At 72.3% G+C, this 26,077-nt stretch carries 20 protein-coding genes and 1 riboswitch; of the genes, 6 read left to right on the plus strand and 14 right to left on the minus strand.

Features of this window, described 5'->3' with window-relative positions; all coding sequences use genetic code 11:
• Positions 1–56 precede the first annotated feature (56 nt).
• The 8 genes from ACIPUC_RS35385 to ACIPUC_RS35420 all read right to left on the minus strand — a co-directional run bounded on the left by ACIPUC_RS35385 (position 57) and on the right by ACIPUC_RS35420 (position 9,754).
• The gene (locus ACIPUC_RS35385; RefSeq protein ID WP_446594493.1) at positions 57–1,250 is read right to left on the minus strand and encodes a cytochrome P450; all 1,194 of its coding nucleotides are present in this window, start codon (positions 1,248–1,250) and stop codon (positions 57–59) included.
• 53 nt (positions 1,251–1,303) lie between these two features.
• Complete coding sequence (locus ACIPUC_RS35390) at positions 1,304–1,930, minus strand: FMN-dependent NADH-azoreductase (protein ID WP_446594494.1); 627 nt, start codon at positions 1,928–1,930, stop codon at positions 1,304–1,306.
• Positions 1,931–2,258: 328 nt separating this feature from the next.
• Complete coding sequence (locus ACIPUC_RS35395) at positions 2,259–3,272, minus strand: Gfo/Idh/MocA family protein (RefSeq protein ID WP_446594495.1); 1,014 nt, start codon at positions 3,270–3,272, stop codon at positions 2,259–2,261.
• On the minus strand, positions 3,269–4,231 hold the full coding sequence (locus ACIPUC_RS35400) for a Gfo/Idh/MocA family protein (RefSeq protein ID WP_446594496.1): 963 nt from the start codon (positions 4,229–4,231) through the stop codon (positions 3,269–3,271). Before ACIPUC_RS35400 ends, ACIPUC_RS35395 begins: the two co-directional genes overlap by 4 nt.
• A 209-nt stretch (positions 4,232–4,440) precedes the next feature.
• A complete protein-coding gene (locus ACIPUC_RS35405) occupies positions 4,441–5,091 on the minus strand; it encodes a thymidine kinase (protein WP_446594497.1) in 651 nt (216 codons plus the stop codon).
• A 67-nt stretch (positions 5,092–5,158) separates the two neighbouring features.
• Positions 5,159–6,364: an alkaline phosphatase family protein gene (locus tag ACIPUC_RS35410; RefSeq protein ID WP_446594498.1), complete on the minus strand. Its 1,206-nt coding sequence runs from the start codon at positions 6,362–6,364 to the stop codon at positions 5,159–5,161.
• Entirely contained in the window at positions 6,364–6,963 is a 600-nt protein-coding gene (locus ACIPUC_RS35415; RefSeq protein ID WP_362294668.1) for a DUF5998 family protein, read from the minus strand. The genes ACIPUC_RS35410 and ACIPUC_RS35415 overlap by 1 nt, the downstream gene beginning before the upstream one ends.
• A gap of 52 nt (positions 6,964–7,015) precedes the next feature.
• Positions 7,016–9,754, minus strand: a complete 2,739-nt coding sequence (locus ACIPUC_RS35420) for a bifunctional acetate--CoA ligase family protein/GNAT family N-acetyltransferase (protein WP_446594499.1) — start codon at positions 9,752–9,754, stop codon at positions 7,016–7,018.
• Between the two features lie 184 nt (positions 9,755–9,938).
• Here ACIPUC_RS35420 and ACIPUC_RS35425 point away from each other — a divergent pair, with 184 nt between their 5' ends.
• On the plus strand, positions 9,939–10,220 hold the full coding sequence (locus ACIPUC_RS35425) for an HPr family phosphocarrier protein (protein ID WP_362584986.1): 282 nt from the start codon (positions 9,939–9,941) through the stop codon (positions 10,218–10,220).
• 245 nt (positions 10,221–10,465) lie between these two features.
• Here the strand turns inward: ACIPUC_RS35425 and ACIPUC_RS35430 are convergent, their stop codons facing one another.
• From ACIPUC_RS35430 to ACIPUC_RS35445, 4 genes are all read right to left on the minus strand, one after another.
• Positions 10,466–11,143 (minus strand): GntR family transcriptional regulator, encoded by a 678-nt coding sequence (locus tag ACIPUC_RS35430; protein ID WP_446594500.1) that lies wholly within the window; start codon positions 11,141–11,143, stop codon positions 10,466–10,468.
• 202 nt (positions 11,144–11,345) lie between these two features.
• The gene (locus tag ACIPUC_RS35435; protein WP_446594501.1) at positions 11,346–12,143 is read right to left on the minus strand and encodes a M23 family metallopeptidase; all 798 of its coding nucleotides are present in this window, start codon (positions 12,141–12,143) and stop codon (positions 11,346–11,348) included.
• Positions 12,144–12,155: 12 nt separating this feature from the next.
• A riboswitch (cyclic di-AMP (ydaO/yuaA leader) is annotated at positions 12,156–12,315 on the minus strand.
• A 206-nt stretch (positions 12,316–12,521) separates the two neighbouring features.
• Positions 12,522–13,889: a M16 family metallopeptidase gene (locus tag ACIPUC_RS35440; protein ID WP_446594540.1), complete on the minus strand. Its 1,368-nt coding sequence runs from the start codon at positions 13,887–13,889 to the stop codon at positions 12,522–12,524.
• Between the two features lie 20 nt (positions 13,890–13,909).
• Positions 13,910–15,265 (minus strand): M16 family metallopeptidase, encoded by a 1,356-nt coding sequence (locus ACIPUC_RS35445; protein WP_446594502.1) that lies wholly within the window; start codon positions 15,263–15,265, stop codon positions 13,910–13,912.
• A gap of 186 nt (positions 15,266–15,451) precedes the next feature.
• Between ACIPUC_RS35445 and ACIPUC_RS35450 the strand changes: the two genes are divergently transcribed.
• Positions 15,452–17,908 (plus strand): DNA gyrase/topoisomerase IV subunit A, encoded by a 2,457-nt coding sequence (locus tag ACIPUC_RS35450; RefSeq protein ID WP_446594503.1) that lies wholly within the window; start codon positions 15,452–15,454, stop codon positions 17,906–17,908.
• A gap of 109 nt (positions 17,909–18,017) precedes the next feature.
• Positions 18,018–20,072 carry a restriction endonuclease gene (locus ACIPUC_RS35455; protein WP_446594504.1) on the plus strand — a complete coding sequence of 685 codons (2,055 nt, stop codon included), beginning with the start codon at positions 18,018–18,020 and terminating at the stop codon, positions 20,070–20,072.
• Here the strand turns inward: ACIPUC_RS35455 and ACIPUC_RS35460 are convergent.
• Both ACIPUC_RS35460 and ACIPUC_RS35465 read right to left on the minus strand, forming a co-directional pair.
• Positions 20,069–21,172, minus strand: coding sequence for a CobW family GTP-binding protein (locus tag ACIPUC_RS35460; RefSeq protein WP_446594505.1), 1,104 nt, complete (start codon positions 21,170–21,172; stop codon positions 20,069–20,071). The two genes, ACIPUC_RS35455 and ACIPUC_RS35460, sit on opposite strands and share 4 nt — an antisense overlap.
• A 14-nt stretch (positions 21,173–21,186) precedes the next feature.
• A complete protein-coding gene (locus tag ACIPUC_RS35465; protein ID WP_446594506.1) occupies positions 21,187–22,341 on the minus strand; it encodes a citrate synthase/methylcitrate synthase in 1,155 nt (384 codons plus the stop codon).
• Positions 22,342–22,411: 70 nt separating this feature from the next.
• On the opposite strand from ACIPUC_RS35465, the gene ACIPUC_RS35470 reads away from it, so the two are divergent.
• The 3 genes from ACIPUC_RS35470 to ACIPUC_RS35480 all read left to right on the plus strand — a co-directional run bounded on the left by ACIPUC_RS35470 (position 22,412) and on the right by ACIPUC_RS35480 (position 26,077).
• The gene (locus ACIPUC_RS35470; RefSeq protein ID WP_446594507.1) at positions 22,412–23,638 is read left to right on the plus strand and encodes a citrate synthase; all 1,227 of its coding nucleotides are present in this window, start codon (positions 22,412–22,414) and stop codon (positions 23,636–23,638) included.
• Positions 23,639–23,765: 127 nt separating this feature from the next.
• Positions 23,766–25,382 carry an ATP-binding protein gene (locus tag ACIPUC_RS35475; protein WP_446594508.1) on the plus strand — a complete coding sequence of 539 codons (1,617 nt, stop codon included), beginning with the start codon at positions 23,766–23,768 and terminating at the stop codon, positions 25,380–25,382.
• Entirely contained in the window at positions 25,379–26,077 is a 699-nt protein-coding gene (locus ACIPUC_RS35480) for a DUF7342 family protein (RefSeq protein WP_446594509.1), read from the plus strand. Before ACIPUC_RS35475 ends, ACIPUC_RS35480 begins: the two co-directional genes overlap by 4 nt.

The following is a 26,077-nucleotide window of genomic DNA, read 5'->3' on the forward strand; positions in this document are numbered from 1 at the left end:
TTGATCAGGTCGGTGCGCACTATGCCGCAGTTCCTTTCGGGGAAAAGAAAGAAGGGTTACCAGGAGACGGGCAGGCTCTTCAGCCCGAAGACAGAGCCCTTGAGGCTCAGCGGTACCTCGTCGAACTCGACGGCCAGCCGCAGGTCGGGGAACTCCCGGAGGAGAGCCGACAGGCCGACGCGCAGGGCGACGCGCGCCAGGTTCTGGCCCAGGCACTGGTGGACGCCGTAGCCGAACGACATGTGGCCGGAGGTGTCGCGGTCGATGTCCAGCTTCGCGGGGCACTCGAACTTGGCCGGGTCGCGGTTGGCCGCGGGCAGCGACACCGTGACGGTGTCGCCCTTCTTGACCAGTTCGCCGTTCAGCTCGACGTCTTCCAGCGCGGTACGGAAGATCTCGTACTGGTTGATGGTGATGTAGCGCAGGAGTTCCTCGACGGCGCCGTCGAGCTTGGACGGGTCCGCGCGGAGCTCCGCCATCTGGTCCTCGTGGTGCAGCAGGGCGAACGTGCTCACGGCCAGCGCCGGCCCCGTGGTTCCGAAGCCCGCGAACAGCAGCAGGGCGACCATGTTGCACAGTTCTTCGTCGGTCAGCTGCCCGTCGGCGATGAGGCGGCTGAGGATGTCGTCCTCAGGCTGCTTCCGCTTCCTCTCGATGAGCTCGAAGAAGTAGGTGAGGGCCTGCTCGTAGGCGGGGCCGACGTCCTCCATCTTCGATTCCGGGTCGTGGAGGATCTTCGGCGCGTGCGCGTACCGGTCGCGCTCGTCGTAGGGCAGGCCGATCACCTCGCACACCACCCGCAGGGCCAGCGGCTCGGCGAAGTCCTCCACCAGGTCCGCGGTCCCCCCGTGCTCGCGCATGACCTTGATCTGCTCGTCGGCCATCACCTCGACGCGCGATGTCATCTGGCTCGCCCGGCGGCCGGTGAACTCGCCCGTCAGCAGACGCCGGTACCGGGTCTGGTTGGGCGGGTCCATGTAGATGAACATCCCCGGAATCTCCGGGGAGTTCGGCGTCAGCTCTCCCCAGTGCGTCGTCGGGAAGTGACAGGTTTCCATGTTGTGGCTGAACCTCGGGTCACTGAGGACCTTGCGCGCCAGCTCGTGGCTGGTGGTGAGCCAGCCGACGTGCTCGTCGGGGTAGACCATTCTCGCGAGCGGACGTTCTTCACGCAGCGAGTCGAATATCGCAGGAGGATCGAACTGATGGGTCCGCGCCCAATGGTCCTCGAAGGAAATTGCGTCGCTCATGGAATCCTTCTCACTCGAGATAGTGTCGGTAGCCCCGTGTGACCCGGCCGGGCCTATTCGGCCAGCTTCTTGAGGGTCTCGTACGCGGTCGCCAGGGAGGCTTCGGCCAGCGGCTTGAACTGCTCCATCTGCGGAACGGAGGCAGCCATCGTCAGCTCGGCGGTCACGAACGTCAGGTTCTCCCCGAGACCGACCGACTCCAGGACCGCCCGCAGGTACGGCTCCTGGAAGTCGAAGGACTCGCGGGGGGTGCCGGGCGCGTACGAACCGCCGCGCGCCTGAATGACCACGACCGACTTCCCGCTGAGCGGACTGGTCTTCCCCGGCATGGACATGTGGGCCGGGTGGACGACACGGTCCAGCCACGCCTTGAAGGTCGACGGGATCGAGAAGTTGTGCATGGGAACCCCGAGCACCACCGCGGACGCCGCGAGCAGCTCGTTGGTGATCGCCTCGGTGAGCTCCCGCTCGTCCGCACTCTGGCCGTGCTCGCCGTCGGGGTAGACGAGGGACTGGTGCACGGGGTGCGTGATGTGCGGAATCGGGTGAGCCACGACGTCGCGATAGGTGTACCCGCCGCCGGGGTGGCTGCTGCGCCACTCCTCGGCGAAATAGGCCGACAGCTGCCGCGATACGGATTCAGTGCCGATGCTCGAGTCAATGTGCAGGAGGTGCGACATCCCGGGTCCCCTTACCGATCGAAGAAGAAATGTAGGTCTACGCGTCCCGCGACAGTTTTTCGATTCGTCGAATTCGTCGCGACGGTGCGGTCTTTGATCCTCGGAACCCACACTAGATCCGGCCATGTCGGCACGGCATCCCTCAGCCTGGTAGGGCCTGGCCGGTAACGCGGCGCACGTCGAGCGCCTTGATAGCGGGGCTTGAGCCCTTCTGGGAAATCACTCTTGCACCGCGGGAATTCAACACCGCTGAAATGCCGGAAGCCGCCGCCTCTTCGGAAAGCGGCGGCGGCTCGGCAGGGCCCGGCGGAATGGCCGGGTCGAACGGTCAGGCAGAAGCGGGATCGACGGGCTGGCCCGTGCGCACCGATGCGTGGGCCGCCCGGATGATCCGCAGCGTACGGACCCCGGCCGCGCCGTCCGGGCCGGCGCCCTGCCCCGTGCCGACGGCGGCGACGAACGCGCCGAGCATCACCGCGTCCAGGTCGCCCCCGCCGGCCTCCCACCGCTCACTGCCCGTGGCGGCGTCGAACACACCGAGCAGCCTCGGGCGGGCATTGAACTCGACGCTGGCCCGCTCGCCGATGAACGTCATCGCCGGTCCGCCTGCCGCCGGCTGGTTCGCCGACAGTCCCCCAGCTACCGCTGGGAGGGGCCCCCACCAACTGCAGTCGATGGACAGGACCGTGCCGCTCGCGTAGCGCACGGAGACGAGCGCCGCGCTCTCGACGCCGGGATCCCCGCTCAGGACGCTGTTCGTCTGCGCGTACACCTGCTCCGCCGGCTCCCCGCCGAGCACCGCGTCCACCATGTCGAGCAGGACCGCCGCGTTGGCACCCAGCGCCCCGCCGTCCTCCGGCTTCCCGGTCGCAGGGCTGTTGTACGACCCGTGAATGGTCGTCAGCCTGCCGAGGGGCTCACCCTCGGCGAGCCCGTCGCGCACGGCGGTGAACGCCGGGCTGAAGCACACCGGCGACGCGAGGATCAGCCGCACCCCGGCGTCCTCACAGGCGCGCACCATGGCCTGGGCGTCCGTCTCGGTGGCCGCCATCGGCTGCACGCAGAGCACCTGCGCCCCGGCCGCGGCCGCCCGCTCGACCAGTTCGCGCCGGCGGGCGACCTCGCTCGTGACCAGCACGGCCTCGGGGCGCAGCGCGAACACCTCGTCCCAGCTGCCCGCGTACGACACGTCCAGATCCGCGGCCACGGCCCGGCCCCGGGCCGGATCGCCCGGCGAACCGTCGGGGTCCGCGATGATCAGGTCGACACCGGGCATGCCGTGCAAGAGCCTGGCGTACGTCGCGGCGCGCTCATGGGCGAACGACAACACGGCGACCTTCATGCGGCGACCCCCTGCGCGGTCAGTTCCACGGCACGTCCTGTCCACGCGGACTCCGCCGCGGCTTGGGTGATACGGATGGCAGCCAGCCCGTCCCGCGGCCCCAGCCGCGGCTCGGGACCGCCCATGAACCCCTGGGCGAACTCGCGGATCATGGACACGAACGGCGTCTCCCCGAAGTGACCGAAGTCCGTGCCCGTACCGCCGAACACCTGGATCTCCTGGGGCCATTCGGAGTCGTACAGCACCGTCCCGCCCGTACCCGAGACGTGACACGTCAGGCGGTAGGGCGGCACCGGCGTCGCCATCCACCGGCTGACGACCTGGCTGATCGCGCCACTGGCATGGGTGAGCACGACGGTCCCGATCGCGACGGCGCCGGTGGGCGCCGGTGCGGCGATCTCCCCCTGGTAGTAGGCGTGCACCCGCACGACGTCCCCGAAGACCCAATAGGCGAGGTCGACGCCGTGCAGCATCTGGTCGGTCACGATCCCGCCCGTCCGCGCGGGCGCGTTGCCGGACCAGGGCCGCGGGTGGTAGCCGGCGACGGTGAACCGGGCGACCGTGCCCGTGCCCACACGGCCCGCCGCCACCAGTTCGTGGAGCCGGCCGTACGCCGGGGCGAAACGCACGTTGTGGGTGGGGTAGAGCCGTACGCCGGCCTGCTCCGCCGCCGCGACGATCTCCTCCGCCTCGGCGGTGCTGGTCGCCAGCGGCTTCTCGCACACCACCCCCACACCCGCGGCGATGGCCTTCATGGCTATCTCGTGGTGGGTGCTCGTCGGGGTGCAGATGTCCACGACGTCCGCGCCGTCGAGCGCTTCCTCGAGGGACCCGACCACCTTCGCGCCGAACTCGCGCGCGAGGTCGTCGGCCCTGCCGTCGGTGGAGTGGACGCGCACGGACGCCCCGACCGTGGTCCACGCGTCCAGGTGAAAGCGTGCGATCAGTCCCGCGCCCATCAGTGCTACTTCAAGTTGCCGCATGGCATCCCCAGCCTTTCTTCCCGATCGCCCTGACAGACGACCCGGCTACGGGAGCCGTCGGCCGGACACAGGCCCGGCACGGCGGCCGACGCCCAGCACGTCTGAAGTCCGATCAGTCTCACCCGCGGGGCGCGCCGGGACCATCACCAGCGTGGGTAGTCGTCCCGGGCCGGCACGGCGGAGGGTCAGGCGTGGTTGACCGGGAGGACGTCCGGCGAAAGGGCGCCCGCGTGGGCCGATCCGCTCGTCATCCGGCGGCGGTGGTGGCGACGGCAGAGGACCTCGTAGCCGATCTCCCCCGCGGGGCGGTTGACGTCGCCGACCACGACCTGGGCGCCCTCGACCACCATCTCCCCGCCCACCGTACGGGCGTTGTGCGTGGCGCGGGCTCCGCACCAGCACAGGGCCTCGACCTGGAGCTGTTCGAGGCGGTCGGCCAGCTCGATCAGCCGCTGCGAGCCGGGGAACAGCTTCGTGCGGAAGTCCGTGGTGATCCCGAAGGCGAACACGTCCATGTCGAGGTCGTCGACGATGCGGGCGAGCTGGTCGATCTGCTCGGGCGCCAGGAACTGGGCCTCGTCCACGATCACGTAGTCGGCCTTGCCGCCCTTCGAGAGCTGGGCGACCAGGTACGCGTACAGGTCCATGCCCTCCGGCGCCTCGATCGCCTCCGTCACCAGGCCCAGGCGGGAGGACAGCTTGCCCTCGCCCGCCCGGTCGTCACGGGTGAAGATCACGCCCTGGAGCCCGCGCGCGTCGCGGTTGTGGGCGATCTGGAGCGCCAGAGTGCTCTTTCCGCAGTCCATCGTTCCGGAGAAGAACACCAGCTCGGGCATGGGAAGTACGGGACCTTTCCGGTCGTGGGCAGCGGGGGAGGTGGAAGGGGGCGGAACAGGAGCCCGGTCAGGTGCGGATCTCGATGAGCGGGACGAGCTGCTCGGCCGCGGTCATCGAGCCGTGCATGCCGACGAGGGCGGACTCGTTGGGCTCGTTGCGGGAAGCGGTGATCGCGGCATCGGTCTGGGCTGCCGCGACCACGTCGCCGATCCGGCCGAACACGCGCTCGTCGCACTCCCCCGGACGCCCGAACCAGCCCAGTTCCAGGGCCTCTTCGCGGCTCGCGACCCAGAACCGGTCGCCGAGCACCTCGCGCCACACCGTCAGCACGTCGGCCTCGGCGCCCGGCACCGCGTAGACGTGCCGGGCCCGGCCCTCGCCGCCGAGCAGGGCCACGCCCGCGCCCAGCTCCCAGTCCTCGTCGAAGTCGATCCGGGAGTCCTCGTCGAAGGGGACGTCGACCATGCCGTGGTCCGCCGTCACGTACAGGGCGGCACGGGGCGGCAGTTGCTCGGCGAGGCGCTGGACGAGCCGGTCGACCAGCATCAGCTGGCCGCGCCAGGCGTCGGAGTCCACGCCGTGGCGGTGGCCGGCCCCGTCGAGCTCGCTGAAGTACGTGTACACGAGCGAGCGGTCGCCGGCCGCGAGTTCGATCGCCGCGAGGTCCATCCGCTCCTCACCGGTCATCCGCCCGTGGAAGGTGCCGCCGGACAGCGCGATCTTGGTGAGCGGGGTGGTCTGGAACGCGGGCGAGGACACCTGCGCGGTGTGCACCCCGGCCTTGTCGGCCTGCTGGAAGACGGTCGGGTAGGGCTGCCAGGGCTTCGGCGCGGTCCACGGCTGCCAGCGGAGCTGGTTCATCAGCTGGCCGGTGGCCGGATTGCGCACGGCGTAGCCGGGCAGGCCGTGCCGCGCGGGCGGCAGGCCGGTGCCGACCGAGGCCAGCGAGGTGGCGGTGGTCGCCGGGAAGCCCGCGGTGACCGGGCGGCCGGTGCCGCCGCGCGAGCTGCCGAGCAGGGAGGTCAGGTACGGGGCCTCGTCCGGGTGGGCCTTGATCTGCTCCCACCCCATGCCGTCGACCAGGAAAACGCAGTTCCGGTCGGCCGGGGCCAGCTCCGCGATGGCGGCGGAGAAGCCGGGGACGCCCTGGCCGGCCACGAGGGTGGGCAGCAGGTCGGCGAGCGAGCCCGTGCCGTACTCGGGGACGGGCGCGGTCGCGAGGTCCAGCAGCTCCGGCTCGTCCTGCCAGTTCTGCGCCGCGGGGTACGCCATCAGCGGGCGGAAGGGGCGGACGTGGCGGCCGTGGCCTCGGAGAGCGCCTGCGCGAAGACCAGGGTCTGGCGCACCGCCTCCGGGCCGTCGCCCGCCTCGCTGACCCGCAGGCTGAGGTCGTCGGCGGTGGAGTTGCCGGTGTAGCCGTGGTCGGAGTCGCAGTTCGGGTCGCCGCAGGCGGCCGGCTCCAGGTCGATCCGGGAGACAGCGCCCCAGCCGATGGTCAGGACGACCTCGCGGGGCAGGGTGCCGGGGGTGTACGACTCCGGGTTGGCGACGACGCGGCTGAGCACCACGGAGGAGATGCTGGAGAGCTTGACCGACTCGGTGGAGGTGGTGGCGTACGGGGACGGGGACCCGGCGTCCGCGGCCTGCTCGTCGGTGTGGCTGACGATGAAGCGGTTGCCGGTCAGGACCAGCACCGTGACGTGGCGGCGGACCTCGTTGGAGTCGAAGGTCGTCTCCTGGTGGACCAGGTACGACGAAATCGGCTCGCCGCCCACCGCGGCCTCCACGGCCTCGGCCACGAGGGCCGGGTAGTAGCCGCTGCGCTCGATCGCCGTGCGCAGCCCCTGGGTCGTCGTACCGGATTTCGCCATGAGGTCCATCCTAAGGCCCGAACGGGGCATCCCGGCCGCCGCCCGGAGCCGCTCAGTAACTGGGGAGCGTCCGGGGGCCGAGATCGCCGCGGGCGGGCGGATGCGTGACGCGGACGGCGGCGCTCAGCACGGAGAGTCCCTCGGCGGCGACGACCACGGGCTCCAGGGAGACCCCGATCACCTCGGGGTGGTCGTCCACGAGCCGGGACAGCCTCAGGAGCAGGTCCTCCAGGGCGGGGGTGTCGACGGGGTCGCTGCCGCGCCAGCCGAAGAGAAGGGGTGCGGTCCGGATGGACCGGATCAGTCCGGCGGCGTCCCGGTCGGTGGCCGGGACCAGGCGGTGGGCGGTGTCCCCGAGCAGCTCCGAGGCGACGCCGGCCAGCCCGAAGGAGAGGACGGCGCCGGCGGCGGGGTCGATGACGGAGCGGACGACCGTGTCCACCCCGCGGGGCACCATCGCCTGGACCACCGGCTGGAGCTCCGCCGGCTTCCCGAGCAGCGCGGTGAGGTCCTCGTACGAGCGCCTCAGCTCGGCCTCGTCCCGGAGGTCGAGCCGTACGCCGCCCAGGTCCGCGCGGTGGCGCAGGTGCGGGGCGGTGGTCTTGAGGGCGACCGGGTAGCCGAGGATCCCGGCGGCGCGGACCGCCGCGTCGGGGCTGGGTGCGGGCAGGGCGGGCAGGACGCGGATCCCGTACCGGGCGAGCAGCTCGCGGGCGTCCCACTCGGCCAGGGTGAGGACGGCTCCGCCGTCGACGTCGGCCAGCAGCCGGGCCAGCTGGGCGGCGGCGCCGGGCTCGTCGATGTCCTCGTACTCGGGGACGTGCCCGGCCTCGGCGCCGGCCCGCCGCCACTGCCCGTACCGGACGGCTTCGGCGAGGGCCCTGACGGCCCGCTCGGCGGCGGGATAGCTCGGGATCCGGTCTCCCGCGGCGGGCTCGGCCGCCGGCGCGGCGGGAATGCCGCTGAACTCGGCGGAGAGAGCCTCGACCAGTTCGCCGAGCTCCACGTGCACGACCGCCACGGGCTTGCCCGGGGTCTCGGCCACGGCCTCCCGCAGGGCTTCGGCCAGGTCGTCCTCCGGAGCCTGCTCGTTCACCCACGGGATCGCGGTCACCACGACCGCGTCGTTGGCGTCGGAGGCCAGCGCCGCGGCCAGCGCCGTACGGAAGTCCTCGGGCGAGGCCGCGGTGGTCAGGTCGATCGGCGGCAGCGGCCGCAGTCCCTGGGTCAGGCAGGCGTCGTAGGTGAGGACCCCGAGGGACTCGGAGTTCCCGAGGATCGCGACGCGCGGTCCGGCGGGCAGCGGCTGCGAGGCCAGCAGCAGCCCGACGTCCACCAGCTCCGTCACCGTGTCGACCCGGATCACGCCCGCCTGCCGCAGCAGGTCGGAAACGGTGGCGTCCGGCAGCCGGGTGCCCGGGACCACGTGTCCGGCGGGGGTGTGGCGGCCGCCCTTCGCGACGACCACCGGCTTGACGGCTGCCGTCCGGCGGGCGAGGCGGGTGAACTTGCGCGGGTTGCCGAGGGTTTCGAGGTACATCAGGGCGACGTCGGTCGCCTCGTCGTCGTACCAGTACTGGAGGATGTCGTTGCCGGAGACGTCGGCGCGGTTGCCTGCGGAGACGAAGGAGGACAGCCCCTCCCCGCGGCGCACCAGGGCGGAGAGCAGGGCGATGCCGATCGCCCCGGACTGCGTGAACAGGCCTATCCGGCCCCGCGTCGGCATCGGCGCGGGCGTCAGCGAGGCGTTGAGCTCCACCTCCGGCGCGGTGTTGATCACCCCGTAGGCGTTCGGGCCGATCAGCCGCATCCCGTACGAGCGCACCTGGCGCACGAGTTCGCGCTGGCGGGCGAGTCCGGCCGGGCCGCTCTCCCCGTATCCGGCGGACAGCACCACGAGCCCCTGCACCCCGTGGTCGCCGCAGGCCGCCACCACCTCGGGGACCCGGTCCGCCGGAACCGCGATCACCGCGAGGTCGACGGGCGCGCCGATGGCCCCGATCGTGCGGTAGGCCCGTACGCCGTCGAGCAGGTCGCGCGTGACCTCCTCGTTGAGGGCGTAGAGGTGGCCGTGGAAGCCGCTGTCGCGCAGGTTGCGCAGCGCGGCGGCGCCCACGCCCGCGCCGGAGCGGCTGACGCCGATCACCGCGACGGAGCGGGGGGTGAGCAGCCGCTGTACCGAGCGGGCCTCGGCGCGCTGTTCGCGGGCGCGCTGGACGGCGAGGGATTCGGCGGTGGGTTCGAGGTCGAGGGTGAGGTGGACGGAGCCGTCCTCGAAGCTGCGCTTCTGCTGGTAGCCGACGTCCGTGAACACCTTGATCATTTTGGTGTTGGCGGGCAGCACCTCGGCGGCGAACCGGCGGATGCCCCGCTCCCGGGCCACCGCGCCGATGTGTTCGAGGAGGGCCGAGGCCACCCCGCGGCCCTGGTGGGCGTCCTGGACGAGGAAGGCGACCTCGGCCTCGTCGGAGGGGCCGGCGGCGGGCCGGCCGTCGGCGCCGATGCGGTCGTAGCGGACGGTGCCGATGAACTCCCCGCCGATGGTTGCCGCGAGGCCGACCCGGTCGACGTAGTCGTGGTGCGTGAACCGGTGCACGTCGCGGTCGGAGAGCCGGGGGTAGGGGGCGAAGAAGCGGTAGTACTTCGACTCGTCCGAGACCTGCTCGTAGAAACTGACCAGTCGGCCCGCGTCGGCGGGGGTGATGGGCCTGATCCGGGCGGTGCCGCCGTCGCGCAGGACGACGTCCGCCTCCCAGTGGGCCGGGTACGAGGGGTCCGACTCGGTGGTCATGGGCCTACCTTACGGCCGGAAACCGCCCTGCAGTGTGCGCGCGGCGCATCAGGCAGACTAGGGCAAAACGATGCAAGCTGGGGAAGGTCGAACGGCGGAGGATCCGGGCCGAAGGTCGGTCGGAGCATTCCGGGTGCCGTGAGAGACTGGTCTAGACAACCGTAAGAACCTGAAGGGCATCACCATGGCAGAGCGCCGCGTCAACGTCGGCTGGGCCGAGGGCCTGCACGCTCGTCCCGCCTCGATCTTCGTCCGTGCGACGACCGCTTCCGGCGTCCCGGTGACCATCGCCAAGGCCGGTGGCGACCCCGTCAACGCCGCTTCCATGCTGGCGGTTCTGGGCCTGGGCGCCCAGGGCGGCGAGGAGATCGTCCTCGCGTCCGACGCCGACGGCGCCGAGGTGGCGCTGGACCGCCTCGCGAAGCTGGTCGCCGAGGGGCTCGAGGAGCTCCCCGAGACCGTCTGACCCTTCGGGTTCGACACCTCCGTCGACCGGTACACCGCAGCGACCCACACGGTCCGCACGGTCCGCACGCGAAAGCCGCGGCCCCCGCCATCCGGGGCGCCGCGGCTTTCGCGTGTACGCAGGGGAATTCGGCTCACAGGAATTCGGCGCACCGAATTCAGGCCACCCGGGCCGAGCTGATTGCGAAAATCGGCAGCCGCGGCGCACGAATACCGCTCCTGCCGTCCCTTTGTATACGCGCCCTGTTAATGACGGCCGCTCGACATGTTTACGGCAGGTTGCGAAGTGCTCACGGCCGCCCGCGCCCGCGGCCGGTGCGCGCCCGCCGCCCGGTCGGCGTGGAGGGACGCCAGCGCCCGCGCCCGCTCCGCGTCCCCCCGCGCCACCGCGTCCACGATCGCCCCGTGCTCCGCCCAGGAGTCCACCGGCCGGGCCGGCGCCTCCACCACGTACATCCACGCCAGCTTGTGCCGCATCTGCGTGAGCAGCGCGATCAGGCCCGGGCTCCCGGAGGCCTGCGCGAGGGTCTCGTGGAACCAGCCGCCCAGGGAGCGCAGGTCCTCGCCCTGGCCCCGCCTGGCCCGCTCCTGGCCCAGCCTGACCAGCCCGCGCAGCACCTTGAGGTGGGCCTCGGTACGCCGCCGGGCCGCCCTGGCCGCCGCCAGGGGCTCCAGCAGCATCCGCAGCTCGAGGAGGTCGGCGGCCTCCTGCTCGGTCGGCTCGGCCACACAGGCGCCCGCGTGGCGCCGCGTGGTCACGAACCCCTCGGACTCCAGGGTCCGCAGCGCCTCGCGCACGGGGACCCGCGAGACCCCGTACCGGCGGGCCAGTACCTCCTCGGTCAGCCTGCCGCCCGGCTCGAAGACCCCGGAGACGATGTCGTCGCGGATCGCTGTGCATACCGCGTGCGCGGGAATACGCAAGACCGGACCTCCGCTATTTCCGATTTCGACTGCCACGCCATCAGGCCGCACACATACAAGCCGTGCCTGCGCGTGCTGCGACTCTATTGCAACACACGATAATTTCCGAGAGCGGCCGGAAATGACAAACATGTTTCCGGCGCAGCAGCACGAAGGCCCCGGCTCGGGGAGCCGGGGCCTTCGGTGAAGCGGTGGGGCGCGGTCAGAGGCTGACGCCGTGCGAGCGCAGGTACGCGATCGGGTCGATGTCCGAGCCGTAGTCGGCGCCGGTGCGGGCCTCGAAGTGCAGGTGCGGGCCGCTGGAGTTGCCCGTGGAGCCCGAGAGGCCGATCTGCTGGCCGGGGGTGACCTGCTGGCCGACGGAGACGCGCAGCGAGGACAGGTGGCCGTACTGGGTGTACGTACCGTCGTTGTGCTTGATCACGACGTTGTTGCCGTAGGCGCCGCCCCAGCCGGCCTCGACCACGACGCCGACGCCCACCGCGCGCACGGAGGTGCCGGAGGCGGCGTGGAAGTCGATGCCGGTGTGGCTGCCGGAGGACCACATGCCGCCGCCCGCCTTGTACTGCGTGCTGACGTACGAGCTGTCGAGCGGGGAGACGAAGGTGTTGAGGCGCTTGCGCTCCTCCTCGCGGGCGGCGCGCTCGGCGGCCTCGCGCTCGGCCTTCGCCTTGGCCTCGGCGAGGCGCTTGGCCTCGGCGGCCCGCTGCTTCGCGTCCGCCTCGGCCTGGGCCTTGGCGGCGGCGTGCTCGGCGGCACGCCGCTGGGACTCGGCCTGGTCCTCGATGTCACCCGCGAGGTCGTCGGAGACGACGACCGCGCCGAGCGCGTTGTCCGGGGCGGAGTGGGTGTTGCCGTTGTCCGCGGCGAAGGCCGGGGCGGCGAGGGAGCCGACGACACCAGTGGTGGCGAGGGCGGCTATGCCGGCGTAGCCGGCGGTCTTGCGGCTCAGACGACTGGAACCACGGTGCTTACCGGCGGCACGACTGCCAAACGCCATGAAGGGGCTGATCCTTTCCTTCCCTCTCGCCTACCGGGTTAGCTGACGGGTTCGGAGCAGGAAGGTCTCCTACGGGCCTCCTCTTGCGAGGCGGTCCGATTCACCCCAGGGACTGATGTGGGTCCCCGGCTCCCCAGGCTCGCGCCTGACGGGGACTCGGCGATCGCTGTCCGGTGCCGCGGATGCGGCGGGTACAACTGACGGACAGCACGGGTGACGCTAGGCGGATCATCAGTCAATCGCCAAACAGACACGCCCTTTTGTTGCGTACGCCACACCACATAAAAGCAACCTCTCCACTAAACGGACAAAAGGGGCCCTGGCGGACAAGCCCGCCAGGGCCCCTTGTCGTGCGGTCAGTTGGCCGCGCGGCGGCCGTCAGTTGGTGACGACGCTCACGGGGCCGATCCCCAAGGCCCGCACCGGCTCCTCGATCTGCGCCGCGTCGCCCACCAGGACGGTGACCAGCCGGTCCGCGGGGAAGGCCTCCACGACCGCCGACGTCGCCTCCACGGTGCCGGTTTCGGCGAGCTGTGCGTACAACTGCGCCTGGTAGTCGTCCGGAAGCTCCTGCTCGACCTGGTCGGCCAGGGTGCCCGCGACCGAGGCCGCCGTCTCGAACTTGAGCGGGGCCACGCCCACCAAGTTCTGCACCGCCACGTCCCGTTCGGTCTCGGTCAGGCCGCCCTCCGCCAGGGTGCGCAGGACCTTCCAGAGGTCCTCCAGCGCCGGGGCGGTGTTCGGGGTGTCCACCGAGCCGCTGATGGCGAGCATGGAGGCGCCCCTGCCGTCGGCGGTGGAGCGCAGCACCTGGCCGAAGGCGCGCACGCCGTACGTGTACCCCTTCTCCTCGCGCAGCACCTTGTCCAGGCGGGACGTCAGGGTGCCGCCCAGGCAGTACGTGCCGAGCACCTGCGCCGCCCAGACCCGGTCGTGCCGGTCCGGCCCGATCCGGCCGATCAGCAGCTGCGTCTGGACGGCGCCGGGCCGGTCCACGATGACCACGCGGCCGGTGTCGTCGGCGGTCACCGGCGGCACCGGGAGCGGCTCGGCGGTGTTGCCCGTCCACGTGCCCAGGGTCTCGGCCAGGACCGCGTCCAGGTCGATGCCGGTCAGGTCGCCGACGACCACCGCGGTGGCCGTGGCGGGGCGCACGTGGGCCTCGTAGAAGGCGCGTACGGCCACGGAGTCGATCCGGGCGACCGTCTCCTCGGTGCCCTGGCGCGGGCGGGACATGCGCAGGCTGGCCGGAAAGAGCTCCTGGGAGAGCTGCTTGGCGGCGCGGCGCTGCGGGTTGGCCAGCTCGTGCGGGATCTCGTCGAGCCGGTTGCGCACCAGCCGGTCGACCTCTGCGTCGGCGAAGGCCGGCGCGCGCAGGGCCTCGGCGAGCAGGCCGAGGGCCTTGGGCAGCCGGGATGCCGGAACCTCCAGGGAGACCCGCAGGCCCGGGTGGTCGGCGTGCGCGTCCAGGGTGGCGCCGCAGCGCTCCAGCTCGGCCGCGAACTCCTCGGCGGAGTGCTTGTCGGTGCCCTCGGACAGGGCGCGGGCCATGATGGTCGCCACGCCGTCCAGGCCCTCGGGCTCGGCGTCCAGCGGGGCGGCGAGGTTGACCTCGACCGCGATGACCTGCTGGCCCGGGCGGTGGCAGCGCAGCAGGGTCAGGCCGTTGGACAGCACCGAGCGGTCGGGGGCCGGGAAGGCCCACGGCTGCGGTTCCCCGGCCTGCGGGCGCGGGTGGAAGGTCATCGTGACGGCTGCGGTGTCGCTCACTGCTCCGCCCCCTCGTTCTCGTCGTCGTTGCCGGCGGACTCGTCGGAGCCGGCCAGCGGCTCGTAGACCAGCACCGCGCGGTTGTCCGGGCGCAGCCGGGCCGCGGCCACGGCCTGCACCTCCTCGGCGGTCACGTCGAGGACGCGCTGCACGGCGGTCAGGGCCAGCTGCGGGTCACCGAAGAGCACCGCGAAGCGGCACAGCTCGTCGGCCCGGCCCGCGACCGTGCTCAGCCGGTCCAGCCACTCGCGCTCGAGCTGCGCCTGGGCGCGCTCCATCTCCTCGGCCGTCGGGCCCTCGGCGGCGAACCGCGCGAGCTCCTCGTCCACGGCCGCCTCGATGTCGGGGACCTCGACCCCGCCGGACGTCTTGACGTCCAGCCAGCCCAGCGAGGGCGCCCCGGCCAGCCGCAGCATGCCGAACCCGGCCGCGACGGCCGTCTGGTCGCGGCGTACCAGGCGGTTGTGGAGCCGCGAGGACTCGCCGCCGCCCAGGACGGTCAGCGCCACGTCGGCGGCGTCGCACTCGCGCGTGCCGTCGTGCGGGAGCCGGTAGGCGGCCATCAGCGCACGCGCCGGGACCTCCTCGACGACCTCCTCGCGCAGCTCGCGGCCGATGACGTCGGGCAGCGAACCGTCCCGGGGCGGCTGCTTGCCGTCGTGCGACGGGATGGTGCCGAAGTACTTCTCGACCCACGCGAGCGTGCGCGCCGGGTCGATGTCGCCGACGATCGACAGCACCGCGTTGTTGGGCGCGTAGTACGTACGGAAGAAGGCGCGCGCGTCCTCCAGGGACGCGGCGTCGAGATCGGCCATGGAGCCGATCGGCGTGTGGTGGTACGGGTGGCCCTCGGGGTAGGCGAGGGCGGTCAGCTTCTCGAAAGCGGTGCCGTACGGGACGTTGTCGTACCGCTGGCGGCGCTCGTTCTTGACGACGTCGCGCTGGTTCTCCATGGACTCGTCGTCCAGGGCTGCCAGCAGCGAGCCCATCCGGTCCGCCTCCAGCCACAGCGCGAGCTCCAGCTGGTGGGTCGGCATCGTCTCGAAGTAGTTGGTGCGCTCGAAGCTGGTGGTGCCGTTGAGGGAGCCTCCGGCTCCCTGGACCAGCTCGAAGTGCCCGTTGCCCGGTACGTTCGCCGAGCCCTGGAACATCAGGTGCTCGAAGAGGTGAGCCAGGCCGGTACGCCCCTTGACTTCGTGCCGCGAGCCGACGTCGTACCAGAGGCAGACCGCGGCGACCGGGGTCAGGTGGTCCTCGGAGAGCACCACGCGCAGGCCGTTGGCCAGCCGGTGCTCGGTCGCTGTCAGGCCGCCGGAGCCGGCCTGGGCTGTGGCCGTGTGACCCATGGGCATGTGGTCCCTTCGATACGCGATGCAGAGATTTCCGTCAGACCTGCCACTGTATGCAAGCGCGTCGGCGACCGGATAAGTTCCCGGGTCACCCCCTGGGGTCGGAGTCCGGGTTGTCGGTGCCTCGGGCCACAATGGTCCGCGTCAGACCCCCAGCACACCCATTCTTGGTTAAGGAGCCGCGCAGCGATGGCCCGCCGCAGCACGAAGACCCCGCCGCCGGAGGATTTCGAGGAGAAGATCCTCGACATCGACGTCGTCGACGAAATGCAGGGCTCCTTCCTCGAGTACGCGTACTCGGTGATCTACTCCCGTGCCCTGCCCGATGCCCGCGACGGCATGAAGCCGGTGCACCGCCGCATCGTGTACCAGATGAACGAGATGGGTCTGCGCCCCGACCGCGGCTACGTGAAGTGCGCCCGTGTCGTCGGCGAGGTCATGGGCAAGCTCCACCCGCACGGCGACGCGTCGATCTACGACGCCCTCGTGCGCATGGCCCAGCCCTTCTCGATGCGGCTGCCGCTGGTCGACGGCCACGGCAACTTCGGTTCGCTCGGCAACGACGACCCGCCTGCCGCGATGCGTTACACCGAGTGCAAGATGGCCGACGCCACGTCGCTGATGACGGAGTCGATCGACGAGGACACCGTCGACTTCACCGCCAACTACGACGGCCAGGAGCGGGAGCCGGTCGCCCTGCCCGCCGCCTACCCGAACCTGCTGGTCAACGGCGCGTCCGGGATCGCGGTCGGCATGGCCACCAACATGCCCCCGCACAACCTCGGCGAGGTCATCGCAGCCGCCCGCCACCTGATCCGCTACCCGCAGGCGGACCTGGAGGCGCTGATGCGCTTCGTCCCGGGTCCGGACCTGCCCACGGGCGGCCGGATCGTCGGGCTCTCGGGGATCAAGGACGCGTACGAGAACGGTCGCGGCACCTTCAAGATCCGCGCGACGGTGGCGGTGGAGAACGTGACGGCGCGCCGCAAGGGCCTCGTCGTCACGGAACTGCCCTTCACGGTCGGCCCCGAGAAGGTCATCGCGAAGATCAAGGACCTGGTCGGCTCGAAGAAGCTCCAGGGCATCGCGGACGTCAAGGACCTCACCGACCGCTCGCACGGCCTGCGCCTGGTCATCGAGATCAAGAACGGCTTCCACCCCGAGGCCGTGCTCGAGCAGCTGTACAAGCTGACGCCGATGGAGGAGTCCTTCGGCATCAACAACGTGGCCCTCGTGGACGGGCAGCCGCTCACGCTCGGCCTCAAGGAGCTGCTGGAGGTCTACCTCGACCACCGCTTCGAGGTCGTCCGGCGGCGCAGCGAGTTCCGCCGCGGCAAGCGCCGCGACCGGCTGCACCTGGTCGAGGGCCTGCTGGTGGCGCTCCTCGACATCGACGAGGTCATCCGGCTCATCCGGGACAGCGACAACTCCGCGCAGGCCAAGGAGCGGCTGATCGAGCACTTCTCGCTGAGCGAGATCCAGACCCAGTACATCCTGGACACGCCGCTGCGCCGGCTCACCCGCTTCGACCGGATCGAGCTGGAGTCCGAGCGCGACCGGCTGACCGGCGAGATCGACGAGCTGACCGGGATCCTGGACTCCGACACCGAGCTGCGCAAGCTGGTCTCCACGGAACTGGCCGCGGTCGCCAAGAAGTTCGGCACCGAGCGCCGTACGGTCCTGCTGGAGTCGGCGGGCACGGCGGTCGGCGCGGTCCCGCTCGAGGTCGCCGACGACCCCTGCCGCGTGCTGCTGTCCTCCACGGGCCTGCTGGCGCGCACCGTGACCGGCGAAGCGCTGCCCGAGCCGGAGGGCGGCGCCCGCGCCAAGCACGACCTGATCGTCTCGCAGGTCACGGCGACGGCCCGGGCCGAGGTCGGCGTGGTCACCTCGTACGGGCGCCTGCTGCGGCTCTCGGTGATCGACCTGCCGCAGCTGCCGGACACGCACGCCGCGCCGAACCTGGCGGGCGGCGCCCCGGTCTCGGAGTTCCTCTCCGGACTGGAGGCGGACGAGAAGGTGATCTGCCTGACCTCGCTGGACGAGGCCTCGCAGGGCCTGGCCCTGGGCACGGAGCAGGGCGTGGTCAAGCGCGTCGTGCCGGACTACCCGGCCAACAAGGACGAGCTGGAGGTCATCACCCTCAAGGAGGGCGACCGGATCGTCGGCGCGGTCGAGCTGCGCACGGGCGAGGAGGACCTGGTCTTCCTCACCGACGACGCCCAGCTGCTGCGCTACCCGGCCTCGCAGGTGCGCCCGCAGGGCCGTCCGGCGGGCGGTATGGCGGGCATCAAGCTCTCCGAGAACGCCAAGGTGATCCACTTCTCGGCCGTCGACCCGGGCCGGGACGCGATGGTGTTCACGGTCGCGGGCTCGCACGGGACGCTGGACGACTCGGTGCTGTCCGGGAAGCTGACCCCCTTCGACCAGTACCCGCGCAAGGGCCGCGCCACCGGCGGTGTGCGCTGCCAGCGGTTCCTGAAGGGCGAGGACGTGCTGGTGCTGGCCTGGGCGGGCAATGCGCCGGTCCGGGCGGCGACGGCGAACGGCACTCCGGCCGAGCTGCCGGCCGTGGACCCGCGCCGCGACGGCTCCGGGGCCGCGCTGCCGGCGTCCGTGGCGGCGCTGGCCGGGGGCGCGCTGTAGGACGGAGCCGCCCTTGAGGCGGTACGCCCCACGGGGGGACGTACCGCCTCAAGGGCGACTAGTGTTTTCCCTCTTGGCACTGGTGGGCGGGGCGGGGAGAACAGAGCTGATGAGTCGTCGCTCGGGCGGAGTGATCGGGGACTGGGCGGAGGCCCAGCGCCGGATGCAGCAGACGCAGCTGATCCAGCAGCGAGAGGCGGAGCGCCGGCGGCGGGAGCAGCGGGCCGCCGACCGGCAGTACCGCGAGGCCGAGGCCCGGCGGCGTACGGAGCAGATCGAGGCGGAAGTGGCCGCCCTTCAGGGGCTGCTGGCCGCGGGGTGCCGGGCACCGGCGTTCCGGATGGCCGGGCTGGTCCGGTCCGAGCAGCTGGAAGCCTTCGATCCGGGCACGCTGGCGCACCCCGTGCCGATGCCGCAGCTGCACCAGTTCCAGCAGCAGAGCGCCGGCTGGACGCTCGGCTCGAACCGGCGGGCGCAGGCCGAGCGCGAGGCACACGCCCGCTACACGCAGGCCTGGCAGGCCGCGCACGCCGCCGAAGCGCAGCGGCAGCAGCAGGTGGCGGCGTACCGGCAGCAGTACGACCGCTGGGCCGCGGAACAGCTGGCCGGGATCCGCGCCCACAACTCCGGCCTGACCGCGCTGGCCGGGGCCCTGCGCACCGGCGACGCCGAGGCCGTGGTGGAGTACTTCTCGGCCGCCCTGTACGCGTCCACGGCCTGGCCCGAGCAGCTGCCGAGGCAGGTGGCGGCCGCGTACGACCCGGGGGCGCGCCAGTTGGTGCTGGACTGGGAGCTGCCGGGGTACGCGGTGGTGCCGGAGGCCAAGTCGGTGCGGTACGTGCCGAGCACGGGCCAGGACAAGGAGACGGCCCGCCCGGCCACGCAGCGCCGCGCGATCTACCGGGACCTGCTGGCGCAGTGCGTGCTGCTGGTGGTGCGCGAGCTGTACGCGGCGGACGAGTTCGGCGTATTGGACTCGGTGGTGGTCAACGGCTTCGTGGACGGCCACGATCCGGTGACGGGCCGGGAGGCACAGCTCGTGCTCGCGACGCTCTCGACGGCCCGCTCCGCCTTCGAAGGGCTGCGCCTGGAGCAGGTCAGCGCGGTGGACTGCCTGGTGGAGGGGTTGCGCGGGCAGCTGTCGGCGCGGCCCGACCAGCTGACCGCGGTACGGCCCGGGCGCAGGCCCGACGAGGTCGGCGGCGGGGTCGTCAGCCACGGCGGGCACGCGGGCGGCGACCAGGACGAGCCGGATCTCTTCGAGATGGACCCGATCGCCTTCGAGAACCTGGTGGCGGAGCTCTTCCGGGCGATGGGCATGGAGGCGCTGACCACCCAGCGGTCGGGCGACGGCGGGGTGGACATCGAGGCGAACGACCCTTCCCCGATCACGGGCGGACGGATCGTGGTGCAGGTCAAGCGCTACCGGAACACCGTATCGCCCACGGCGGTACGGGATCTGTACGGCACGGTCCAGGACAAGGGGGCGAACAAGGGGGTGCTGGTCACCACCGCGTCCTTCGGGCCGGGGTCGTACACCTTTGCCAACGGCAAGCCGCTGGAGTTGGTTCCCGGCGCCAAGCTCGTGGAGCTGCTGCACCAGTACGGGCTGCGCGGCCGGCTGGGCGGCGCCCACGCGGGCATCCCGGCGCAGCGGGCACCCGAGCCCGCCCCTTCCCCGGACCACAACGTGCTCGGCATGTCCTGGACGGGCGCGGTCGCACTCGACGTGTGCGCGCTGGTCTGCACGGGCAGCCGGGTGCTGAGCGAGGACCACTTCGTCTTCTTCAACAACCAGCGGACGCCCGACGGTTCGGTGCGGACCCGCGCGCACACGGCGCCCGACAAGGCCGCGCTCGAGGTCACCTTCGAGGCCCTGCCCCGCGAGGCCGACCGGCTGGTCCTGGTGGCGGCGATCGACCCGGAGGCCGATCCGCACGCCGACCTCGCCGGTTTCACGGACGCCCGGATCCGGCTCCTCGACGCGGCCGGCTCGGAGCTCGGGCAGCTGGAGGTCTCCGACGGCCGGGCCGGCGAGACCGCCCTCGTCCTCGGGTCCTTCCGGCACCGGGCGAACGGCGACTGGGACTTCGTGATGGGCGGCAAGGGCTACCGGGGCGGCCTGGAGGACCTGCTGCGCGAGTACGGCGTCGAGGTCGCCTAGGCCCCCGGAGCCACGGACTCCTGAGCCGCGGACTCCAGATCCGGGGACTCCGGCTCCGCGGGCTGGGCCACGTACCGCAGCACCCCCCACATGCTCTCGGGGCCCAGTTCGTGCGGTGCCCCCTCGCGGCAGGCCTCCAGTTCGCGCAGCAGGCCCGGGCCGTCGGTGCCGGAGCCGATCAGGACCAGCTGCGTCAGCCGGGGCTCGCCCCGCCCCCAGGGCCGCGGGGCGAAGCGGAGGAACCGGCCGACCGCGTGGACCTCGTACTTCTCCTGGTGCCCGGGGACGCCGAAGTAGACGAAGCCCTTGATCCGGTAGAGCCCGGCCGGGCGGCGGTCGAGGAAGTCGATGAACCGGCGCGGCGAGAGGGCCTGCCCGGAGACGAACTCGTGGCTCTCGTACGCCGCATGGGCGTGGGAGCAGTGGTCGTGGTCGTGGTCGCCGGCCTCGGCGAGCAGGTCCTCGAAGGAGAGCTGTCCGCGGGTCTCGGTCCACGGCCGCCGGTCGAAGAGCAGCTCGGGGTCGATCTGCCCGTGGGCGGCTCCGACGATCGGGGTGCCGGGGGCGCACAGCGCGGCCGCAAGGCCCTCGATCCGGGCCCGCTCCGCGGCGTCCACCCGGTCGGTCTTGTTGAGGACGACCAGGTCCGCGACGGCGAGGTACCGGTCGGTCTCCGGGTGCCGGGACCGGGTCGCGTCGAACTCCGCGGCGTCCACGACCTCCACCATCCCGCCGTAGCGGATGGCGGGATTCTCGCTGGCGATGAGCATCCGGATCATTTCCTGGGGCTCGGCCAGTCCGCTCGCCTCGATGACGATCACGTCGATGCGGTGCTCGGGGGCGGCGAGCTTCTCCAGGTACGCGTCGAGCTCGCTGCCGTCGACGGCGCAGCACAGGCAGCCGCCGCCGAGCGAGACCATCGAGTCGCCGACCTGGCCGGCCACGGACATGGCGTCGATCTCGATCGACCCGAAGTCGTTGACGACGACGCCGATCCGGGTGCCGGCGCGGTGGGCGAGGAGGTGGTTGAGCACGGTGGTCTTGCCGGATCCGAGGAATCCGGCGAGGACGACGACGGGGATGGGCTGCCTGCTGTTCACCCGGTCGATCGTAGTCAGGCCGGCGCGGGCACCGGCTGCGGCGGGGTGGGCCCGGTGTACCGGGCGGCCGGACGGATGATCTTCGAGTCGGTGGCCTGTTCCAGGATGTTCGCGCTCCAGCCCACCACGCGGGCCGCGCAGAAGGTGGGGGTGAACATCTCGCGCGGCAGCCCGCACAGTTCCATGACCACGCCCGCGTAGAACTCCACGTTGGTGTGCAGTTCGCGGCCCGGCTTGAGCTCGGCGAGGATCTGCTCGACCTGGCGCTCGACCTCGACGGCGAACTCCACCAGGGGTCCGCCGAACTCGCGGGCGATGCCCCTCAGCATCCGTGAGCGGGGGTCCTCGGTGCGGTAGACGGGGTGGCCGAAGCCCATGATCCGCTCTCCCGCCAGGACCCGCTCGCGGATCCACGGGCCGATCCGGTCCACGGTGCCGATGGCGTCCAGCGTGTCCAGGGCCCGGCTCGGGGCGCCGCCGTGCAGCGGGCCGGAGAGCGCCCCGATCGCACCGGTCAGGCAGGCCGCGACGTCCGCGCCGGTCGAGGCGATGACGCGGGCGGTGAAGGTGGAGGCGTTGAATCCGTGGTCGATGGTGGAGATCAGGTACCGCTCTATCGCACGGGCCTTGACCGGGTCCGGGTCCTGACCCGTCAGCATGTACAGGTAGTTGGCGGCGTACGGGAGGTCGTCGCGCGGCTCCACCGGCTCCAGCCCCTGCCCCAGCCGGTGCAGCGCGGTGAGCAGGGTCGGTACGGCGGCGCAGGCGGCCAGGGCGTCGGCGGCCCGGCGGCCCGGGTCGAGGTCGTAGACCGGGCGGAATCCTGCGGACGCGCCGAGCAGCGAGAGCGCGGTGCGCAGTCCGGCGAGCGGTCCGGAGAGCGCGGAGGCCCGGGCGAGGGCGGGGAGGGCGTCGCGCACGTCGGCGGGCAGTCGTCGCAGCGGGGCGATCTCGGCGGCGAAGGCCGCGCGCCGGGCCGCGTCCGCGGGCAGGGCGCCGCGGAACATCAGGTGCCACACGTCCTCGAAGCTCCGGCTCTCGGCGAGCTCGACGGCCGAGTACTGGCGGTAGTGGTAGAAGCCCTCACGCCCCCGGACGTCACCGAGTTCGGTCTCGGTGACCACGACTCCCGCAAGACCGCGGGGCACTGCAGCGGTGGTGGTGTTCATGCACCGACCATCGATGATTGAGAACGTCCATGTCAATATTGATTGAATCAACATATGTAAGCTGGCGTGCATGAACGAAGAGCGACGGCTCACCACCCGGCAGGCCGCCGAACTGCTCGGTGTGAAGCCCGCAACGGTGTACGCGTACGTCAGCCGGGGCCAGCTCACCAGCCGGCGCGACCAGGTCGGCCGCGGCAGCACCTTCGACGCCGCCGAAGTGGAGGAACTGGCCCGGCGCAGCCGCCGCGAGGCGGCGGCCCCGCCCGCCGGGGAGCTCTCCGTACGCACCGCCCTCACGCTCATCGAGTCCGACCGCTACTACTTCCGGGGCGTGGACGCCGTGGCCCTGGCCTCGCGGTACCGCTACGAGGAGGTGGCGGAGTGGCTCTGGACGGGGAGCCTCGCCCACGGGGCGCGGTTCACCGCTCCCCCGGAGCCGCTCGCCGCGGCCCGCCGGGCGGTGGCGGCCCTGCCCGAGCACAGCGGGCCGGTCGACCGGCTGCGGGTGGCCGTCGCCGCCGCCGCGGTCGCGGACCCGCTGCGCTTCGACCTGTCCGAGGAGGCCGTACTGGGCTCCGCGCGCTGCCTGATCCCCACGCTGGTCGGCGCGCTGCCGGTGCTGGGCCCGGCCCGCTGGGCGGGGGACGCCCGCATCGCCCGGCAGCTGTGGTCCCGGCTCACCGGGCAGGAGCCCGACCCGGACGCGCTGGCCGCCCTCGACCTGGCGCTGGCGCTGCTGGTCGACCACGATCTGGCCGCCTCCACCCTGGCCGTACGGGTGGCAGCGTCCGCCCGGGCCCATCCGTACGCCGCGGTGTCGGCCGGGCTCGGCGCGCTGGAGGGGCCGCTGCACGGAGCGGCCGGACGGCTCGCGCACCGGATGCTGGTGGAGGTGCTGGAGCGGGGCGGGGCCGCGCCGGTGGTGGCGGAGTACCTGCGGGCCGGGCGCCGGGTCCCGGGGCTCGGACACCGGCTGTACCAGGGGGAGGACCCGCGGGCGGGGGCGCTGTTCGACCGCCTGGAGGGCCTGCCGCAGGCGGCTCCCGCGCTGGCCGCGGCGCGCGAGGTGGCCGCGGTGATGGGCCGCCAGGGCGGGCTGCACGCGAACGTGGACCTGGCGCTGGCCGTGCTGACGGTGTCGTGCGGGATGGCGGCGGAGGCCGGGGAGACGGTCTTCGCGGTGGCGCGCACGGCGGGGTGGATCGCGCACGCGCTGGAGGAGTACCAGGAGCGGCCGCTGCGGATGCGGCCGAGCGGGCAGTACCAGGGACCGCGCCCGCCGCAGCCGATCCCGTAACGGACGCGGCTCGACGGTCGGGCCGCGGCATCGGGTCCACAGCCGGGTCGGCATGGAGTCCGGGTCAAGCAATTGTGTACACGATGCACATTCCGCTTACGCCGGAACCGACCTACCGTTGCTCCTCATGCGGTTCCTCCTCATGAGCGCTCGGCGCCTCGGGCTGCCCAGACGGGCCGTCTCCCAGATCCTGCTGACCCAGCTGGCCATCGCCGCCGGGGTCCTCGTGCTGGCCACCGGGCTGTTCCTGGCCCCGCTGAGCGCACAGCTCGACGACCAGGCCATGCGGCGCGCCCTGGCCATCGCCCAGAGCGCCGCGGCCGACCCCTCGCTGTCCGCCGGCCTGCTGGACTCCGGGGCCTCGGCGGACAGCCCCGTGCAGGCCTCGGCCGAGCGGATCCGCCGGGCCACCGGCGCCGAGTACGTGGTCGTCCTCGACCTGGACGGCATCCGCCGCTCGCACCCCAGCCCCGACCGGATCGGGCTGCCCGTCTCCACCGACCCCAGCGACGCCCTGGCGGGCCGCGAGGTCATGGAGATCGACGAGGGCACCCTGGGCCGCTCGGCCCGCGGCAAGGTGCCGCTCCTGGCCGCCGACGGCGAGATCGTCGGCGCCGTCTCGGTCGGCATCGCCTACGACAGCGTCCAGGACCGGCTGCTCGGCGCCATCCCCGGCCTGCTGGCCTACGCGGGCGGGGCCCTCGCGGCGGGCGCACTCGCCGCCTACCTGCTGTCGCGCAGGATCCACCGGCAGACCCGGGACCTCGCCTTCTCCGACATCGCCGGCCTGCTCGCCGAGCGCGAGGCGATGCTGCACTCCATCCGCGAAGGCGTGATCGCCCTGGACCGGCAGGGCCGGATCCGGCTGGTCAACGACGAGGCCGCCCGCCTGCTCGGCCTCACGCCGGACTCCGCCGCCTCCCTCGCCGGACGTCCGCTGGACGACGTACTGGGCACGGGGCGCACCGCCGACGTCCTGTCGGGCCGCGTCACCGGCCGGGACCTGGTCACCGTCCAAGGCCCGCGCGTCCTGGTCGCCAACCGGATGCCCACCGAGGACGGCGGCGCCGTCGCCACGCTGCGCGACCGCACCGAGCTCGAGCGCCTGGGCCGCGAGCTCGACTCGACCCGGGGCCTGATCGAGGCCCTGCGCGCCCAGGACCACGAGCACGCGAACCGCCTCCACACCCTCCTCGGCCTGCTGGAGCTGGGCCTGCACCAGGAGGCGGCGGAGTTCGTCACCGAGGTCGCCGGGGTGCACCGCACCACCGCCGAACAGGTCACCGAGAAGGTGCGCGATCCCCTGCTGGCGGCCCTCCTGGTGGGCAAGGCGACCGTCGCGGCGGAGCGCGGCGTCCCTCTGCGGCTGGCCGGAACCAGCTTCCTCCCCGACCGCGTGGTCGACCCGGGTGGCCTCGTCACCGTCCTCGGCAACCTGGTGGACAACGCCCTGGACGCCGCCGCCGGCTCGACGGCGCCCCTGGTCGAGGTGGAGGTGAGCGCCGAGGGCCGCACAGCCGTGCTGCGGGTGCGCGACAGCGGCCCCGGGGTCCCCGCTGCCCGCCGCGAGGAGATCTTCACGGAGGGCTGGTCGACCAAACAGCCCGAGGCTCACCGCGAGCGCGGGCTGGGCCTCGCCCTCGTGCGCCGTTTCGCGGAACGGCAGGGCGGCAGCGCCCGGGCCGGCGAGGCAGCGGACGGAGGGGCGGAGTTCTCCGTCGTACTCCCGGAGGCCCTGCGATGAACGAGACCCCGATCCGCGTATTGGTCGTCGACGACGACATGCGCGTTGCCCGGATCAACGCGGCGTACGTGGCGAAGGTTCCCGGTTTCCGGGTCGCGTCCCAGGCCCATTCGGCGGCCGAGGCCCTCGACTTCCTCACCGCCCATCCCGTGGACCTGATACTCCTCGACCACTACCTCCCGGACGAGAACGGCCTGGACCTGGTGCGCCGCCTGCGCCAACGGGGCCTGCGCACCGACGTGATCATGGTGACGGCCGCCCGCGACCTGGCCACCGTCCAGGCCGCCATGCGCCTCGGCGCCCTCCAGTACCTGGTCAAGCCCTTCACCTTCGCCGGCCTGCGGACGAAGCTGGAGGCGTACGGGACGCTCCGGCGCACCCTGGAGACCGGCGGCGAGGCCGAACAGGCCGAGGTGGACCGGATCTTCGGCGCCCTGGCCACCGCCGGGTCCCCGAACGACCTCCCCAAGGGCCATTCCCCCACCACCGCGGAGGTGGTCCGCCAGGTCCTGCTCTCGGCCGAAGGCCCGCTCTCCACCCAGCAGATCGCCGACCGCGCGGGCATCAGCCGCCAGACCGCCCAGCGCTACCTGAAGCTGCTGGACCGCACCGGCCGGGTCACGCTCGCCCTGCGCTACGGCGAAACCGGCCGCCCCGAACACCGCTACACCTGGCGGCCGTCCGACGCCTCGTGA

It is taken from the genome of Streptomyces sp. LARHCF249 (assembly GCF_052871255.1).